General features: G+C 52.8%; 13 protein-coding genes. 9 read left to right on the top strand and 4 right to left on the bottom strand.

Going from position 1 to position 15,383, the window contains the following annotated elements; translation table 11 throughout:
* The first annotated feature begins 233 nt into the window (after positions 1 to 233).
* Both ACQ4M4_RS06095 and ACQ4M4_RS06090 read left to right on the top strand, forming a co-directional pair.
* Positions 234 to 932, top strand: a complete 699-nt coding sequence (locus tag ACQ4M4_RS06095; protein WP_430683584.1) for a hypothetical protein — start codon at positions 234 to 236, stop codon at positions 930 to 932.
* Positions 933 to 1,120: 188 nt separating this feature from the next.
* A complete protein-coding gene (locus ACQ4M4_RS06090; RefSeq protein WP_430683583.1) occupies positions 1,121 to 1,798 on the top strand; it encodes a hypothetical protein in 678 nt (225 codons plus the stop codon).
* Positions 1,799 to 1,819: 21 nt separating this feature from the next.
* Here the strand turns inward: ACQ4M4_RS06090 and ACQ4M4_RS06085 are convergent, their stop codons facing one another.
* Positions 1,820 to 2,581 (bottom strand): lipase family protein, encoded by a 762-nt coding sequence (locus ACQ4M4_RS06085; RefSeq protein ID WP_430683582.1) that lies wholly within the window; start codon positions 2,579 to 2,581, stop codon positions 1,820 to 1,822.
* A 772-nt stretch (positions 2,582 to 3,353) separates the two neighbouring features.
* On the opposite strand from ACQ4M4_RS06085, the gene acsF reads away from it, so the two are divergent.
* The 3 genes from acsF to ACQ4M4_RS06070 all read left to right on the top strand — a co-directional run bounded on the left by acsF (position 3,354) and on the right by ACQ4M4_RS06070 (position 6,895).
* Positions 3,354 to 4,430 (top strand): magnesium-protoporphyrin IX monomethyl ester (oxidative) cyclase, encoded by a 1,077-nt coding sequence (gene acsF / locus ACQ4M4_RS06080; RefSeq protein ID WP_430683581.1) that lies wholly within the window; start codon positions 3,354 to 3,356, stop codon positions 4,428 to 4,430.
* A gap of 127 nt (positions 4,431 to 4,557) precedes the next feature.
* A complete protein-coding gene (locus ACQ4M4_RS06075) occupies positions 4,558 to 5,379 on the top strand; it encodes a hypothetical protein (RefSeq protein ID WP_430683580.1) in 822 nt (273 codons plus the stop codon).
* A 307-nt stretch (positions 5,380 to 5,686) separates the two neighbouring features.
* Positions 5,687 to 6,895 carry a homocysteine biosynthesis protein gene (locus ACQ4M4_RS06070; protein WP_430683579.1) on the top strand — a complete coding sequence of 403 codons (1,209 nt, stop codon included), beginning with the start codon at positions 5,687 to 5,689 and terminating at the stop codon, positions 6,893 to 6,895.
* Positions 6,896 to 7,025: 130 nt separating this feature from the next.
* Here ACQ4M4_RS06070 and ACQ4M4_RS06065 read toward each other — a convergent pair whose 3' ends face one another.
* Entirely contained in the window at positions 7,026 to 7,946 is a 921-nt protein-coding gene (locus ACQ4M4_RS06065) for a hypothetical protein (RefSeq protein WP_430683578.1), read from the bottom strand.
* Positions 7,947 to 8,374: 428 nt separating this feature from the next.
* Here ACQ4M4_RS06065 and ACQ4M4_RS06060 point away from each other — a divergent pair, with 428 nt between their 5' ends.
* Positions 8,375 to 9,304 (top strand): tetratricopeptide repeat protein, encoded by a 930-nt coding sequence (locus tag ACQ4M4_RS06060; protein WP_430683577.1) that lies wholly within the window; start codon positions 8,375 to 8,377, stop codon positions 9,302 to 9,304.
* Positions 9,305 to 9,417: 113 nt separating this feature from the next.
* A complete protein-coding gene (locus ACQ4M4_RS06055; protein WP_430683576.1) occupies positions 9,418 to 10,470 on the top strand; it encodes a threonine aldolase family protein in 1,053 nt (350 codons plus the stop codon).
* A gap of 371 nt (positions 10,471 to 10,841) precedes the next feature.
* Here ACQ4M4_RS06055 and ACQ4M4_RS06050 read toward each other — a convergent pair whose 3' ends face one another.
* Entirely contained in the window at positions 10,842 to 11,048 is a 207-nt protein-coding gene (locus ACQ4M4_RS06050) for a hypothetical protein (protein WP_430683575.1), read from the bottom strand.
* A 614-nt stretch (positions 11,049 to 11,662) separates the two neighbouring features.
* On the opposite strand from ACQ4M4_RS06050, the gene ACQ4M4_RS06045 reads away from it, so the two are divergent.
* A complete protein-coding gene (locus ACQ4M4_RS06045) occupies positions 11,663 to 13,132 on the top strand; it encodes a choice-of-anchor I domain-containing protein (RefSeq protein WP_430683574.1) in 1,470 nt (489 codons plus the stop codon).
* A 165-nt stretch (positions 13,133 to 13,297) separates the two neighbouring features.
* Here the strand turns inward: ACQ4M4_RS06045 and ACQ4M4_RS06040 are convergent, their stop codons facing one another.
* Positions 13,298 to 13,636, bottom strand: coding sequence for a hypothetical protein (locus ACQ4M4_RS06040; RefSeq protein ID WP_430683573.1), 339 nt, complete (start codon positions 13,634 to 13,636; stop codon positions 13,298 to 13,300).
* 207 nt (positions 13,637 to 13,843) lie between these two features.
* Here ACQ4M4_RS06040 and ACQ4M4_RS06035 point away from each other — a divergent pair, with 207 nt between their 5' ends.
* Complete coding sequence (locus tag ACQ4M4_RS06035) at positions 13,844 to 15,373, top strand: UDP-N-acetylmuramoyl-L-alanyl-D-glutamate--2,6-diaminopimelate ligase (protein WP_430683572.1); 1,530 nt, start codon at positions 13,844 to 13,846, stop codon at positions 15,371 to 15,373.
* The last annotated feature ends 10 nt before the right edge of the window (positions 15,374 to 15,383 follow it).

Genomic DNA, 15,383 nt, shown 5'->3' with positions numbered 1-15,383 from the left:
ATCGGGCAAGCTCAGCAGGTCAGTAATCTGATGGATGAGCGCTCTAAAATCATCCAACTTTTGGGCCTACCTTACTGCCGTTACTACCTGCTTAATTAATTCCCAGCAACCTGCGGAATATCGGTTAGAGCCGTCATCAAGCGTGATTTCCACGTTGGGATGCACCCAGAGAAGGAGGGCGATCGCCCCATTCTGCCAGAAAGATAGAAGCATCCCTCGGCAGGTGACAAAACATGGCCCGAAAGTGGATTCTCGCAGCAATTTGGCTGAGCTTTGTTGGCTACACTCTATGGCTGGCACCCCTCGATCGTTCCTACACGTGGTCTCTTGCACGCAAGTTGCTGACGCTGCAATGGAATGACCTCAACGCCTACATTCCTGCCATCTTTAGCCTGATGGGAATTTGGCCGATGATTTATGCATGCATGATGTTTGCCGATGGTCGCAGCCAAAATTTTCGTGTGTGGCCCTACTTTATTGGCGCAAACTTTACGGGTGTGCTCTGCTTGCTGCCCTATCTCATCGTGCGGCAGCCCAACGCCCAGTTCTATGGCAGCAAAGACAAATGGCTCGCCATGCTCGATCGCCGCTCTACTGGAATTGTACTCCTACTTTCAACCATCGGAATTTTCGCCTACGCCCTCATTGCTGGAGATTGGAGCGACTATGTGGCTCAGTTTCAAACCCGCCATTTTGTGCATCTCATTTCCATCGATTTTTTGTTGATGTGCCTTACCTTTCCTATCACCACGCTTTGGCAAAATGACATGGCTCGGCGCGGTTTCCATCACCCCAAACTAGCGTGGGAGATCGCCACAATTCCCCTATTTGGCCCTTTGTATTACCTCTGTATTCGCCCTCCCCTACGCGAAAACTCGGCTTCACAACCAACTCAGGCAACACAACGCCCCATATCATCTGCGAACCGCTAGCGATCGCTCATTAAATGAATCGGTAGCATCTGCCACTGTGCCATCTCTCTAGGCTTTTTGCAAAGAATTATTCTGCACAGTAATACTGCTTACAAATTTCATTAATTTTGAAGAAAGCTATTATCTGAACCCATCTTTGATGATCAATTTGATAGCTCAGGCAAAATTGCTCTAAATCAATCAGAGAGATGTCAATACAGATAGGTCTTTACGATTTTTTTGCTTACACATTACCCGGCGTTTTACTCGTTGCAGCGCTGATATATGCAGGAGCTAGCCTTAGCCTATTTCAGCTCAACTTTCAACAGTTGAATGAACTGTCAACTCCGATCACTTTAATCGGGATTGGTATTTCTTACATATTGGGGATGCTGCTCGAACCTATTGCAAAAAGATGGTATCGCCTCATTCAGCCGAAGGGCAGAACAAAAGAAATTTTCAAAGAGTTCAAAGCACTCCATCCCAACTTTGTGGTGAATGTTCGACCTGAAGAAGCTGGGTTAATGAGAGCATACATCAAGCAAAAAAACTTGGAGCTTGCTCTTGATATTGAAAAAAATGGCGCAACCAGCAAAATGCTAAGGAACTTCAGCTTTGTTTTTTTGATATTGACTTTAATCTTGATGCTGAACTGGTTTTCCCATAGTTTTCAGATTTTATATCTTGTCGCTTTATGCTTTACAACGTTTCTATCCTTTGTTGCTGCATACGAGTCTACAAAGTTTGATAGATGGTTTCACTATCTCACCCTAGAGTCAATTGCTGCATTTAGCCTTGAGCCTTCTGAGCACGTCATGATCAAAGATTTCCTAACAGCTCAGCAACCAGACCAAGCAATGCTAAGAACCAAGAACAAGATCGAGTAAAGGGCTCTCATACCTAGCAAATTACGTTGACTTCAACTCTTCAATGTAACGGGCGATCGCATGGTCACGAAACCGAGCCGACAAAAAGTTGAGACTAAATCTGCGGCCCACTCGAATTTCTTCATCCACATGCCGGTAGCCGCCCTGCCACCATCGGGGTAGCTCAGCCACAATATCCATCCCAAACACAAATCGGTAACTATCGGGAACACGACGATTAAACGATTCCCGAAATCCGTCGTTACCCACCTTGGGAGAACCAAACGTATACGCTGCGATCGCCTTCAACTGTTTAGAGAAATTGTATTGAATATCAACCGCACACAGCGTTGCAAGGGCTCCTCCCAAGCTGTGACCAGTCACAATCGCCGTAGAACCCGGATGATTTTTCACATAGTCATGAATCTCATCCCGCACTGAGAAATATGCAGTCACAAAGCCGCGATGCATCAACGCACCAGAGCTGCTTTCACCCTCATAGGGATACACCTTTTCCTTCTCATTTGCATCAACGATCTCATCTTTAATCACTTCTCGATTAAACTCTGCTCGTTCTTGTCGAGTCGTAAAATTCGTATCCCAATCAAGCGATGATTCACTGCCTCTAAAAACAATGACCATTTCTTCATCAATCGTTAAAATCGCACACTGAGTATCAGTCGATTGCCGATCAATCAACACCGGAGGTTGCGTCAATTCACCAAATTGAATCGCAGAAAAGTTTTTATAAATCTCTTGGCAATAAACTGCGTACCTTGCGGCCTTAGAATAATCGACTGCCATACAACCGTTTCCCAGCGAACGTTTCCCAACGAAAAGGAATGGTGACGAATTCAGCGAATTTCTAACTCCTCTGCTTCCAAGTTTAGGAGCAGAGATTGGGGATGTAGAACTTTGCGCTTCCCGAAGGATGGGTGATGGTTTGGTTTCTCAGAAATCTTCTTAAATGCTTTGGAACCATCTGCATTTCATCACAAAGTATCCAAATTGTATCCCCGACACTTTCATGGGTTAGTAAATAATTGTGTTACCGAGCTCTACCGTTGATTTATGGCGTTGATTTATCGCGTTGCTTCACGGCTGGAAGCATGAATGGATGCCTTCGCGACAATGCAGCAGTGTTGCTGCCGGAACCAAAACACAACTACCAGGGCGATCGCATAGCGTCTTCACGGAGGAACCTCCTAGCGACCTCATGGAGGAACTCACAGAGGAATCGCGTAGCGTCATCCCAGAGGAGTTGCACCGTGTCTCTGCAATCCGGTTTCAGGAAACCAGACCGTGGTTCAGTGGCAAACGGGTCTGCCCTGCTTCCGCTTCTCCCCCTCAGGCGTTTCTTAACTGGCGACCACGCTTCTTGACTCAACGTTGCAACTCTTAACATCCACCTATCCCGCAAGCCCGAAGACCCTGATAGACTGAAAAGCGTAGCAAATCGTGCCAGGATACTTTCGCACAAAGGCTTTAGCTCCGATATCGACCGATATCTTGGCTGTGCCTTCGTTCACTCACACCTGGTTTGCAGACGCAATAATAAACGTGACTCGAAGTAGCAATGGTTGATTCCCTAAAAAAACCTGCATTTGATGAGATGCGACCGGGTGTAAAAGTCCCGTCAAAAGAAACCATTCTCACCCCCCGCTTCTACACCACCGACTTCGACGAGATGGCCGCCATGGACCTCTCGGTCAACGAAGACGAGCTGAGAGCCATCATTGAAGAGTTTCGGACAGACTACAATCGTCACCATTTTGTGCGCGATGAGGAATTTAACCAGTCGTGGGATCACATTGATGGTGAGACCCGTCAGCTCTTTATCGAATTTTTAGAGCGCTCCTGCACCGCCGAGTTCTCTGGCTTTTTGCTCTACAAAGAATTGGGCCGTCGCCTTAAGAACACCAACCCGCTGTTGGCCGAGGGCTTTACCCTCATGTCGCGAGATGAGGCCCGCCACGCCGGTTTCCTCAACAAGGCCATGTCCGACTTTAACTTGTCGCTTGACCTCGGCTTCCTCACCAAGAGCCGCAGCTACACCTTCTTCAAGCCCAAGTTCATCTTCTACGCAACCTATCTCTCTGAAAAAATTGGCTACTGGCGGTACATCACCATTTATCGCCATCTAGAAGCTCATCCCGAAGATCGCATCTACCCCATCTTCCGCTTCTTCGAGAACTGGTGTCAGGATGAAAACCGTCACGGCGACTTTTTTGACGCCCTGATGAAGGCGCAACCTCAGTTCCTCAACGACTGGAAAGCACGCCTGTGGAGCCGATTCTTCTTGCTGTCGGTGTTTGCCACCATGTACCTCAACGACATTCAACGTTCTGGGTTCTATGCCTCTCTAGGCTTGAATGCTCGTGACTACGATATCGAGGTCATTCGCAAAACCAACGAAACTTCGGCACGAGTCTTTCCCGTCATTCTCAACGTTGACCATCCCGATTTCTTTAAGCTGATGGATGACTCGGCTCAAAAGAATCTGAAGATTAGCGAAATCAGCAGCAGCGATGCTCCCGGATTGGTGAAACTTCTGAAGAAAGCGCCGTTGATTGGCTCGATCGCAGTCAACATGGCTCGTCTTTACTTCATGAAGCCAATCGACACTGCCAAGCTAGAAGGCACAGTGCGATAGGAATTTCACTCATGATGAAAGCGGTTCTGGAACCCCAGAGCCGCTTTTTTCGTGGAGCTTTATGATGGGTTCTTGCCCTCACACATGTTTTCTGAAAGTGATTTTTCTGCAAGGGATATTGATGCAAATGTTTGGTTCCCCTAAAGAAGGGCAATATTTTCAGCAAGGCACCGTTTGCTGGTCACAGCAACATGCTGCACGATGCTGCCAGGAAGACGTTGTGCGGTCGCTCTCCTCTCGCCTCCCATTTCTGCGCCATACCACCCACACAACCATTGGCTTTGTCGTAGCCCTGACTTTTGGCGCTACCCCCACTGCTTACAGTAGCGAACCCCCAACACCCCAACCAACCAGTCCTCCAACCCTAGAACCCGAACTCCTCGACAACAGCCCCGTTCTGCAACGATGGCAACAAGAGATCCCCAACGTACAGGAATCCATTCGCAACGATCCCAGCTTTCGCACTCGACTGCGATTGGGCTACACCCCCTTCGCCTCAACCGACGAATCCGCAGCGATCGGTATTGGCGTTGAGGATGTGTTCATTGGCCGCACGGGCTTCACCCTCAGTGGAGACCTTCAGCGCACCTTCGAAGATAGCCATACCAACGCTGGAGCCGATCTGCGCTATTACCTCTTTCCCCTCGGCAGCTACGTCAATGTCGCTCCAGTGCTAGGCTACCGCAGCCTCGAAACCGATACCTACCAAACCGATGGCCTCCACGCCGGAGTTCGCGTGGTGCTTGCCCTTTCCCGCACAGGAGCCGCCGACCTCGCCCTTAGCCAAACCTGGGTCGCCCCTGGCACCAGCGATGAAGTTGGCATGACCACCTTCTCCGCAGGCTATGCTGTCACCCCTGACCTGCGTTTTTCCACCGATCTTCAACGCCAAAATGCCCCACAAGACAAGGACAGTCGCTTTGGAATCTTTGTCGAGTGGATGCCGTGAATGGAGGGGTTAGGATTTAGGATTTAGGGGCTAGGGGCTAGGAGAGGGAGCCGGGAGTAGGGAGTAGGGAGTAGGGACTGGCTTCATCGTGCGATGAAACGGAAGATGCTTGGTGGGTGATGCCCCAACTCACTCCGCCACAGAGTGAGCAGTGCCCACACGACTCCTAAGCCACTCTTAATTCCCCATTCCCAACTCCCTTCCCTAACCCCCCGCCCCTGAATCCTCAACCCTCTTTTCCCAACTCCCGACTCCCGGCTCCCTCTCCTAGCCCCTAGCTCCTACCTCCTAACCCCTCACTCTTCCTATGCGAACGATTGCCGAAATTAATGACAAAATTCAGCGCCAGCAGGTCGTGGTATGTACGGTGGAGGAAGTGAAGGCGCGGGTAAAAGAGCAGGGAGTCGCCAGGGTTGCGCAAGAGGTGGATGTAGTGACAACGGGCACCTTTGAGCCAATGGAAGCATCGGGCGCAATGCTCAACATTGGTCATACAGATCCGCCAATCAAGATTCGGCAGTGTTGGATGGATGGGGTGCCTGCATACTCTGGATTTGGGGCAGTGGACTTGTACTTGGGCGCGAGCCAAATGGCTGACTACGAGGCTGATGGTGAGGAGTTGCGAGATAAGATGCGCGCTCCTCAACGAGAGCGTGGCGGTGGGCATGTGATTGCAGATTTGATTGCTGGAAAAGCAGTGCGGCTACGGGCGATCGGCCAGGTGACTGATTGCTACCCACGCGCTTCACTGGAAACAACGATTACCCGCGATACCATTAACCAGTTTTACCTGTACAACCCGCGCAATCTGTATCAGAACTTTATTGTGGGAGTCAATGGAGGCGATCGCCCACTCTTTACTTACCTAGGGCCGCTTCAGCCTCGGTTGGGCAATGCCGTGTACTCCAACACAGGCTCAATTTCACCGTTATTGAATGATCCCGACCTCAATGTGGTGGGGATCGGCACCCGCATTTTTTTGGGAGGGGGCATTGGCTATGTTGCATGGGAAGGCACCCAGCACTTTCCGTTGCAGAAACGCTTACCCAACCATACGCCCATTGGCCCTGCGGCCACATTGGCGTTGGTTGGCGATGCAAAGCACATGGATCCGTTTTGGGTGCGCGGATGTTATTTCAAAAGCTATGGAGCATCGCTGATGCTAGGTGTCGGCATTCCGCTGCCCGTGTTGAATGAAACCGTTGTGGAGCGATGTGCCGTGCAGGATGATGAGTTGGTCGCGCCTGTGGTGGATTTTTCAATTCCTCGGCGGGTTCGCCCAACATTTGGCCTGGTCAGTTATGCCCAACTTAAATCGGGGCGCATTTTAATTGATGGGCGCAGTGTGCGGGTTGCCCCTCTAGCCAGCATGTATCTGTCGCGCCGAGTCGCCGAAACGCTAAAGCAGTGGATCACAACTGGAGACTTTACGCTCACCGAGGCGATCGCCCCCTTGCCCATGGACCGCACCTTCATTGCCCAGGATAGCCTTGGCGCGCAAATTAGCCTGGATTAGAGTTCTTGTGAAACCCAGCCCACAAGCCAGCATTCACAAACGCTGTAGAGCAAAAAATTGCGCCATAGCAATCCCCTTGGGTGATTGCTATGGCGCTTTCAAGCTCGATTGAAGCTTACAAATCAGCAGGTTACTCTGGCGAGGGCTTTTCTACAGCTTGCTCGCGATCGACCCGACGAGTCGGCTTGGCCGAAGCTTCTCGCGGTTCGCGGCGGGCTGGAGGAGGTGCCCCACCCTCGCCGCGAGGCTGAGGCTTTTTGAAGGGACGCTTGGGACGCGGACCACCAGCACGAGGGCCAGCTGCCGCTTTCTTCTTGCGAGGAGGCACCAAGCCAATCATGGTGCCCTCTTGCACCACCAGCAAGTTCCCTTGCCGCTGCACGTTCAAATCCCAGAAGTAGCCAACGGTTTTACCCTCTAGCTTTCCACTCAAAATCAGCTTGAACGCTTTTTCTGGTTGGTCTGCCTTTTTGGGCGATTGTTGAATGCGGACGATTAATCGCTCTTCAGCCTCAGAGTAGAAGAGGACTTCGCCCCGAATCGAGAAGTAGCCATCGTCCAAATCATCGGTGGCAGGCGTTGCGATCGCCGCTTCAGTATCGGCTTCATCTTGCTCTTCGGCAGACTTAGCCAAATTTTCAGGCTCCCAAATGCCTACAATTTGCGCATGGAGGTCGTATCGCTTTTCGCGAGTGCGCGGATACACCACCCAAAGATGGGGTTTTTCTAAATCGACATGCTTTTTAATTAGGCTCATCACTCGGCCTAGCAGCACGGCATCAATTGCGGTGCCGTCTTCCGTGGTCAGCAATCCTCGGGTGAACTGCTCATCGGACGGAGTGTAGACGCCAGAAATGAGGCCAATGGCTCGATATTGTCTGGGTTCACTGGCGGGCGGAATGGGATGTTGACGAGCCACAGCGGGCTTAGCATCGCTAGCCGGGGTGCTGGACGATGCAGATGCATCGGGAACGGACGATGACATCCCTTCTGAAGAAGTAGGTGCGGTGGAGGAGTCCATTGGCAAACTAATCACTGACGGCTGATTCATGTCGATCTCTGCGAACACAATAGAGACGCTTCGGAGATAGGGAAGTCGGAACACATGATCCGCAGAGGTGGAAAACGTCATCCCTTCGGAAACAGGCTGCCAAAAACTGGCAACACGTCGAACCTTAGAGTGCGATCGCCCACACTTGTTCCATCGCCGATAGCGAGAGATCGATCCAGATTAAACACTAGGTTAGCATTCAGGCTGAATCTCACTTGCGAATGTTTTGGCGATATTCACGGGAATTCATGGGATTTTGCTGATCTCCTTTTTGTTTATACACGCAGGAGTGGCTTAATCAGGCATCTCTGTTGATTTTTTGCCGGAACTCATGAAAACAAAACGATTAAGAAAAGTGCGCCATTTTGTTGGAAAGGCGATAAAAGAAACATTGTGGTAATAATGGCAATTAGAGTTTGGGCAGTCCTGTGTTTGATAAACGCAACCGTATTGTTCTCAGCAGCATTCTGATCGTGGCGGCCTTGGCCTTTTTGGGCCTTATGTTTATGCCCATTTTGGGAGCATTGCAGGCTGGGAGCCGAACCGCGCAACCAGGCAGCAGTCCTGCAGCGAGCCCTACGGCTCAGCAAGAAGAGCTAGAGGCTCAGGCCAAGGGCTATACCCTGGTGCTGCAGCGCGAACCGGAAAACCAAACGGCGCTGAAAGGGTTGCTGGAAGTTCGGATTCGCCAGGGCAAGATTGAGGATGCGATTGAGCCGTTAGAAAAGTTGGCCCAGCTCAATCCCGAAGAAACGGAATATACCGTGCTATTGGCCCAAGCAAAGCAGCAAGTGGGCGATCGCGAGGGAGCCGCCCGCGCCTACCGAGATATTTTGTCGCGGCAGCCAGGAGATATGAATGCGCTGCAGGGCCTGGTTGGGTTGTTGATTCAGCAGCAGCGTCCGGAGGCAGCCATTGGCCTTCTGCAAGACACGCTACGAACTGCTAGCGAACAAAATCAGGTGAAGCCCGGTAGCGTGAACGTAACCTCTGTACAGCTATTACTGGGGCAGGTATACGCCGAGCAGAATCGAGATGATGAGGCGATCGCCGTTTACGACGAGGCCATTCGCAACGATGGACAAGACTTCCGCCCCGTGTTGGCCAAAGCCCTCGTGCTGCAAAGCGACGGCAGAGAGGCCGATGCCCAACCGTTGTTTGAAACCGCTGCTGCCTTGGCTCCAGCCCAATACAAAGATCAAATCAACCAGTTGGCCTCTGGCCAGCAGCCCACTCCCGATGCAGGTGCTGCTGAGGGTGCTGCATCAGAAGATGCGGCTGATCCGACCGAAACCATTCCCACTCCGGCGGGAGCTGCTGAGTCTTCATCTCCATCGCGGGTGACGGGTAGCCCCTAGTAGCCCACCACAGGGGGTTTGACAGGCTGCAAAACCCCGAAAACGATGATTGATAGGTTTTGATAGATTTGCAACCTATCAAAACCTGTGTGGCAGAGTACTCGTGCAACATCATGAATTTTTGTAGCGATAATGTGACTGGCATGTCGCCAGAGATGCTGGCTGCGCTAGCGGCTGCCAATGAAGGCAGCGCCATGCCTTACGGCGATGACGACATTAGCCAGCAGCTCACAACTCAGTTTTCTGACCTGTTTGAAACGGAAGTGGTAATATTTCCGGTGGCTACGGGCTCTGCAGCGAATGCCTTGGCTCTGTCGGTACTCACCCCACCGTTTGGCTCGATCTACTGCCACAACCAGGCCCATATTCATGTTGATGAGTGCGGTGCGCCTGAGTTTTATACGGGGGGTGCCAAGCTTGTAACGCTGGACGGGGCAAATGGCAAACTTGTCGCCGAGGATTTGGCGATCGCCCTCAGACAGGGCGGTGCGGGCGTGGTTCATCACGTGCAGCCCAGCGCAATTAGCCTCACTCAAGCCAGCGAAGCGGGCACCGTCTACACCATTGCAGAGATAGAGGCGATCGCCCAAGTTGCGCACACCCACCGCCTACCCTTGCATATGGATGGTGCCCGGTTTGCCAATGCACTCGTGAGCTTGGGGTGTACCCCGGCTGACATGACATGGCGAGCCGGAGTCGATGTGCTTTCCTTTGGAGCTACAAAAAATGGAGCGATGGCCGCCGAGGCCGTTGTTTTCTTCAACCCCAACCAGGCCAAAGACTTTATTTTTCGGCGCAAGCGGGGGGGCCATCTATTTTCGAAAATGCGCTTTTTGTCTGCCCAGTTGCAGGCTTACCTGACCGATGACCTGTGGTTGCGCAATGCCCAACATGCCAATCACATGGCGGCGGTTTTGGCGCAAGGACTCACTAAAATTCCCCACGTAGAGTTGTGCTATCCAGTGCAAGCCAATGAGCTGTTCGTCAAACTGCCTACAGAAATTATCGAAGGGCTACAGGCAGAGGGATTCCGATTCTATGTTTGGAGCGACTCCAACTTGATACGCCTCGTGACGGCCTTCAACACCCAGGAAGCTCATGTGCAGAAGTTTTTGACAACGGCTCAGCACTACGCCCAAATGGCAACCGCTCAAGCGTCGGTGTGATGGTTGAGGAAGAACATCCCAGATGAGGCGAACGCTTTGAGTCGGTAGCGCCATACCCTGGTGTTGGATCGCTGGACGATGATTCAAGCTCTTCGATTGCATTGCTGAAACCGAGCTGCTGCGATCGCCCATTCTTTTGCCACCGCACTTCAAGCTAATACTGCAACCCAAAGCTGATGCGGCCAGCGCAGCCACACCTGAATGTTGCCAAGGCGCATGCTTGCCCCACCTCCAGCGTTGAGAGAGCAAGAAACCATTTTGATTTTTTTCGGAATTGGCCCAGCAAACGTGGTAACCAATCATAAGGCCAAAGCAATTTGCTCGATGTCGTCTACAGTGCTGAGCAGCAACCGAAAGACCACCCAGTTCAACTAATCGACCACCCGAACGCGCCCATTGCGGAGGGCATCAAACAGTTGATCAACCTGGACTCGTTCACTGTCGCTCAGGCTATTTTTAGATAGCAGCGCAGACATAAAGCGCTCTTGGTCAGCCCGGGTAATTTGCCGACTGGCTAGAATTCGCTTGACTAACTCATCGACGGGATTGTCGGAAAGATTCACAGGACCCAGTGCCATTTCAGCGGTTGTTAGTAGATAGCAACACAAGATGAAACAAGTCTCGAACTCTAAAACGATTAGATCGCTTCCATCCTAGGCCTCGGTTCAAAGAGTCTTTTGCCCCTCTTTAAAACAGCACCAAACATGTAGCGTGCGCGATCGCTGTAGAGTCCGACTTTCTAGTAGCCATCTTAACAACGCGTCCTCATTGAAAAATCAGTATTTTGTCGTGTCTTTGCAAACGTAGGTTATCCATATTTTCGCGGCTCAAGCCCCCAAAGATATAGTTTTCTGAATCGCGTCACGAGAAATCCTGAGATTCGCGGCTTGCAGGCTCAATCAAGGGCGTGCCTTTTTATACTTATATCCCTCCGTGTCGCCTCATCTACGATGGCCTCGGTCAGGTGTGTCAGCAAAATCCCTGAGTTGCTGTTTTGATCCTTTGGTTTTGCGCACAGTTTTGGGAAACTCGGTGGAAAGGATGAGGTTTAACCCAGCCCGCAACCTAAACAAACACGAACAAACCAGAGCCTAAAAATGATTTAACCCAGGCTTATTCTTCCCTTTACGATGGCAGGTCCACAGCCCTGTACGGTTATGTCTGTAATGCTTAACCGTGGCCATCAATCTCCATGAAGCGAAGTCAACTTTTCCCTGTTTGTTCAGCCTGGATTACCCGTCATCGAGCCGTGCTGGGGCTTGTGAGTGCGATCGCCTGGGGTGGTGCGATCGCGCTACAGCATTCCATGCAGCCGAGCTATGCCCAAACGCCCGCTCTGCGCGGCGAGTTGGCCTTTACGCTAGAGGGCCTGGGCGGTGCAGAAATGCTATCTGTGAGCCGGGATGGACAATATGCGGCTGTTGCCGGAGGCGATAGCCTAACCCTGGTGCGCATCGGGTCAGACACCCTCGACATCGTAGCGACCCAAACATTAGCCGCCGAGTACCTGCCCAATGGCTCCACAGCCGCAGAATTTACAGGGCTCGCCATCAGTCCCGATGGTGCCTATGTGCTGGTGGCGGTGAAGGATAACGACGATGCCAACTTAGCCACGTTTGACGAAGTGCCGGGGAAGGTGGTGGCTTACTCCTTGCCCGACTTGCAGCCCATAGGACAAGTAGCCGTGGGACGCGGCCCCGACTCTGTGGCGATCGCCCCTAATGGCCAATTTGCGGCGATCGCCAACGAAGATGAGGAAAACGAAGAAGACCTCACCAACCTGGAAAATCGCCCAGGCTCCATCTCGGTGATTGATTTGCGCAATGGCCCTGGCCGCATGACGCAGGTTGAGGTGGCGATTCCGGCCGACAACATTCCCTTCTTTGCCCACGATCCTCAGCCAGAAACGGTGCGCATCTCTGCCGACAGCCGCACCATTTTCGCCACGCTGCAAGAAAACAACGCCATTGCTCGCATTGACCTGCCCGCTCGATTGCCCCGCAGACCCAATCCCGCCGTATTTCGGGTGCAGAACTTTGATGCAGGCATTCGCACCAATGTTGGCCTCACGCAGGATCGCGTGGGTGAAGGAGCTTGCCGCTCTAGCGCGTATACTCCGTCACTGATGCAGGAATTTACCTCGGCACGGGAACCGGATGGATTGGCGATCGCCGCCAATGGTCGCTATCTCATCACCGCCGATGAAGACAACCTCACCGCTGTCAACAACCAGGCGGTAGATGGCAAAGCGTTGAGCCCCCATGGCACGCGCACCATCAGCGTATTTGATGCGCAAACAGGAGAATTGCTGGGCGATAGCGGCAGTTCCATTGAAGAGGCGGTGATTGCAGCAGGGCTGCCCATGCGCTGCAACGCCAAAGGCCCAGAACCCGAGGTTGTGAGCGTTGGCGAGGTGAACGGTCGCACGCTGGCATTTGTTGCATTGGAGCGAGCGGATGCCATCTCAATTCATGATGTGACCGACCCAGCCAACATTCAGCTTGTGGACTTGGTTGTGCTCAATCCCAATGTGGTGAAGAGCGATCGCGCAGCCGAACTAGAGCCCGAGGGCATTGAATTTGTATTCGCTCGCAATCAGGTCGTGGTTTCCAACCCCGAAGGTGGCTCCATGAGCCTCATTAACCTGGTTGCTGGGGAATAACGGATCTCTGTGAGTTGGCGTGTGGGGTGTCGAGGTACTTAAAAACAGATCCCCATCGCAAAAGGCCCACCGCAATGCGGTGGGCCTTTTGCTGGAGGGAAAGCCCTCTGCTGGACGAAGGGTTAGTTACGGGGTGAATCGGTGTGGGGCAGAGTCACAGGTCGATTACTGCAAGTTGGAAATACACGTCGTGGCAATCTCGATCAGCTCGGGAGGAATCGAGTCGGGACGGATGCGCGATTCAAGCTCAACCAATTGCTCTAGGGTGAAGCGCTGCTGCGACTCTTGCAGCGAGCACGAGCAATAGGCCTGGGCGGGCTCGCCCGAAATCCCAATCTTTTCGGCTTCGGTGAGGCACGCGGTTAAAAATGCTTGCGCCACTTCTGGCGGATACGCATTGGACTGGGCAGAGGTTGAGGTGCTCGTTTGGCTGAGGCTGGGTGCAGCCGACAGCGGAAACGCAAGCGTAGAGACAATCACAAACGATCGCACAAGGCGGTTCATAAATTACAGTCCTGCAAATTCTCCTTTCAAGATTCCCCATCCTGCCTGGGTAGCAAACACAGAGCCAAGACTGTTGGTTTTAATTTAGCAACCCCAACCCAGACGAGCTACCCTTTGCACAAAACTTGGAGAGCGTTGTGCATCTGGTAACAAAAAGTAGCCAGAAATCAGACAGAATAAGGGCAGCAGTTGTGAGGAGTTGTTGACATGAAACTACAAGAGCTATTGGCAGCGCTACCCACGGGGCAATCGGTGGCTTCTCGTGGGGGACTGGATGCCGAGGTCACGGGTTTGTCAACCAACTCCCATGCGTGTAAACCGGGCAATGTGTTTGTTGGGATGCCGGGAACGCGGGTGGATGGAGGCGAGTTTTGGCCCAGTGCCCTGGCAGAAGGGGCGATCGCCGCCGTCATTTCCCAACAGGCTTATGAGAAGCGTCCCCCCAGTCAAGAGGCCAGCTCGCCCTGTGTGATTGCTGTGCCGAATGGAGATGACCCGGCGATCGCCATGGCCGAGGCCAGCGCCGCCCTTGCCGCCAAGTTCTACAACTATCCAACGAAACAATTGCACATGGTGGGTGTAACGGGCACCAACGGCAAAACCACCACCACCCACCTGATCGAATTTTTTCTACAGCGGGCGCAGCAGCAGGTGGCCTTGCTGGGCACGCTGTACACCCGCTGGCAGGGCTACCAAAAAACGGCTGTTCACACCACTCCCTTTGCGCTGGAACTACAGGCGCAGTTGGCCGAAGCCGTCGCCGCAGGCTGCACATCTGCAGTGATGGAGGTCAGCTCCCATGCATTGGCGCAGGGCCGAGTCAACCAGTGCGAGTTTGAGGCGGCAGTGTTCACCAACCTGACGCAGGATCACCTGGATTACCACAAGGACATGGAAGACTATTTCGCCAGCAAGGCGCGCCTGTTTGCGCCGAATATGCTGCGAGGCCGAGCCATTGTGAATCTGGATGATCCCTATGGTCAGCGGTTGTTGCAATCTCTCCCAGCAGAGCAGCGCTGGAGCTACAGCACCCAAAGCAGCGACGCCGACCTGTGGACGAGCGATTTATCCTACGAGCCGGATGGCGTGAAAGGCATGCTGCATACTCCCAAAGGGGCGATCGCCTTCAAATCCCCGTTGGTGGGCCAGTTCAACCTGGCAAACTTATTGGCCGCCACCGGAGCCGCCTTGCACCTGGGGGTGGAGCTGACCACAATCGTGCAATCGTTGCCCCACTTTACAGGCGTGCCCGGTCGAGTGGAAACGGTGCAAATTCAGCCGGAACAAGATATTCGCGTGATTGTGGACTATGCCCACACACCCGATAGTTTAGAGAATTTGCTGAAGGCATCGCGCCCCTTCATTCAGGGACGCATGATCTGCGTGTTTGGCTGCGGGGGCGATCGCGATCGCACCAAACGGCCTCAAATGGGGGCGATCGCTGCCCGGTTGGCCGACTGGGTCATCGTCACCTCCGACAATCCCCGCACCGAAGATCCCCAGCGCATTTTGGAGGATGTGGTGGCGGGCATTCCAGCCGAGGTACAACCCCTCGTTCTCAAGGATCGCGCCGAGGCGATTCGGACTGCCATCCTTCAGGCACAACCCGGCGATGGCGTGCTCATTGCCGGCAAAGGCCACGAAGATTACCAGATCCTGGGCACCGAGAAAATTCACTTCGACGATCGCGAACAGGCCCGCGATGCCCTCGCCACCCGGTTTTCGGTCACCGCTTAAAAGGGCTTAT

The sequence above is a fragment of the Leptolyngbya sp. AN02str genome (assembly GCF_050565595.1).
Taxonomy (GTDB): Bacteria; Cyanobacteriota; Cyanobacteriia; order Elainellales; family Elainellaceae; genus Kaiparowitsia.
This window is presented reverse-complemented; position numbering and strand designations above follow the sequence as displayed.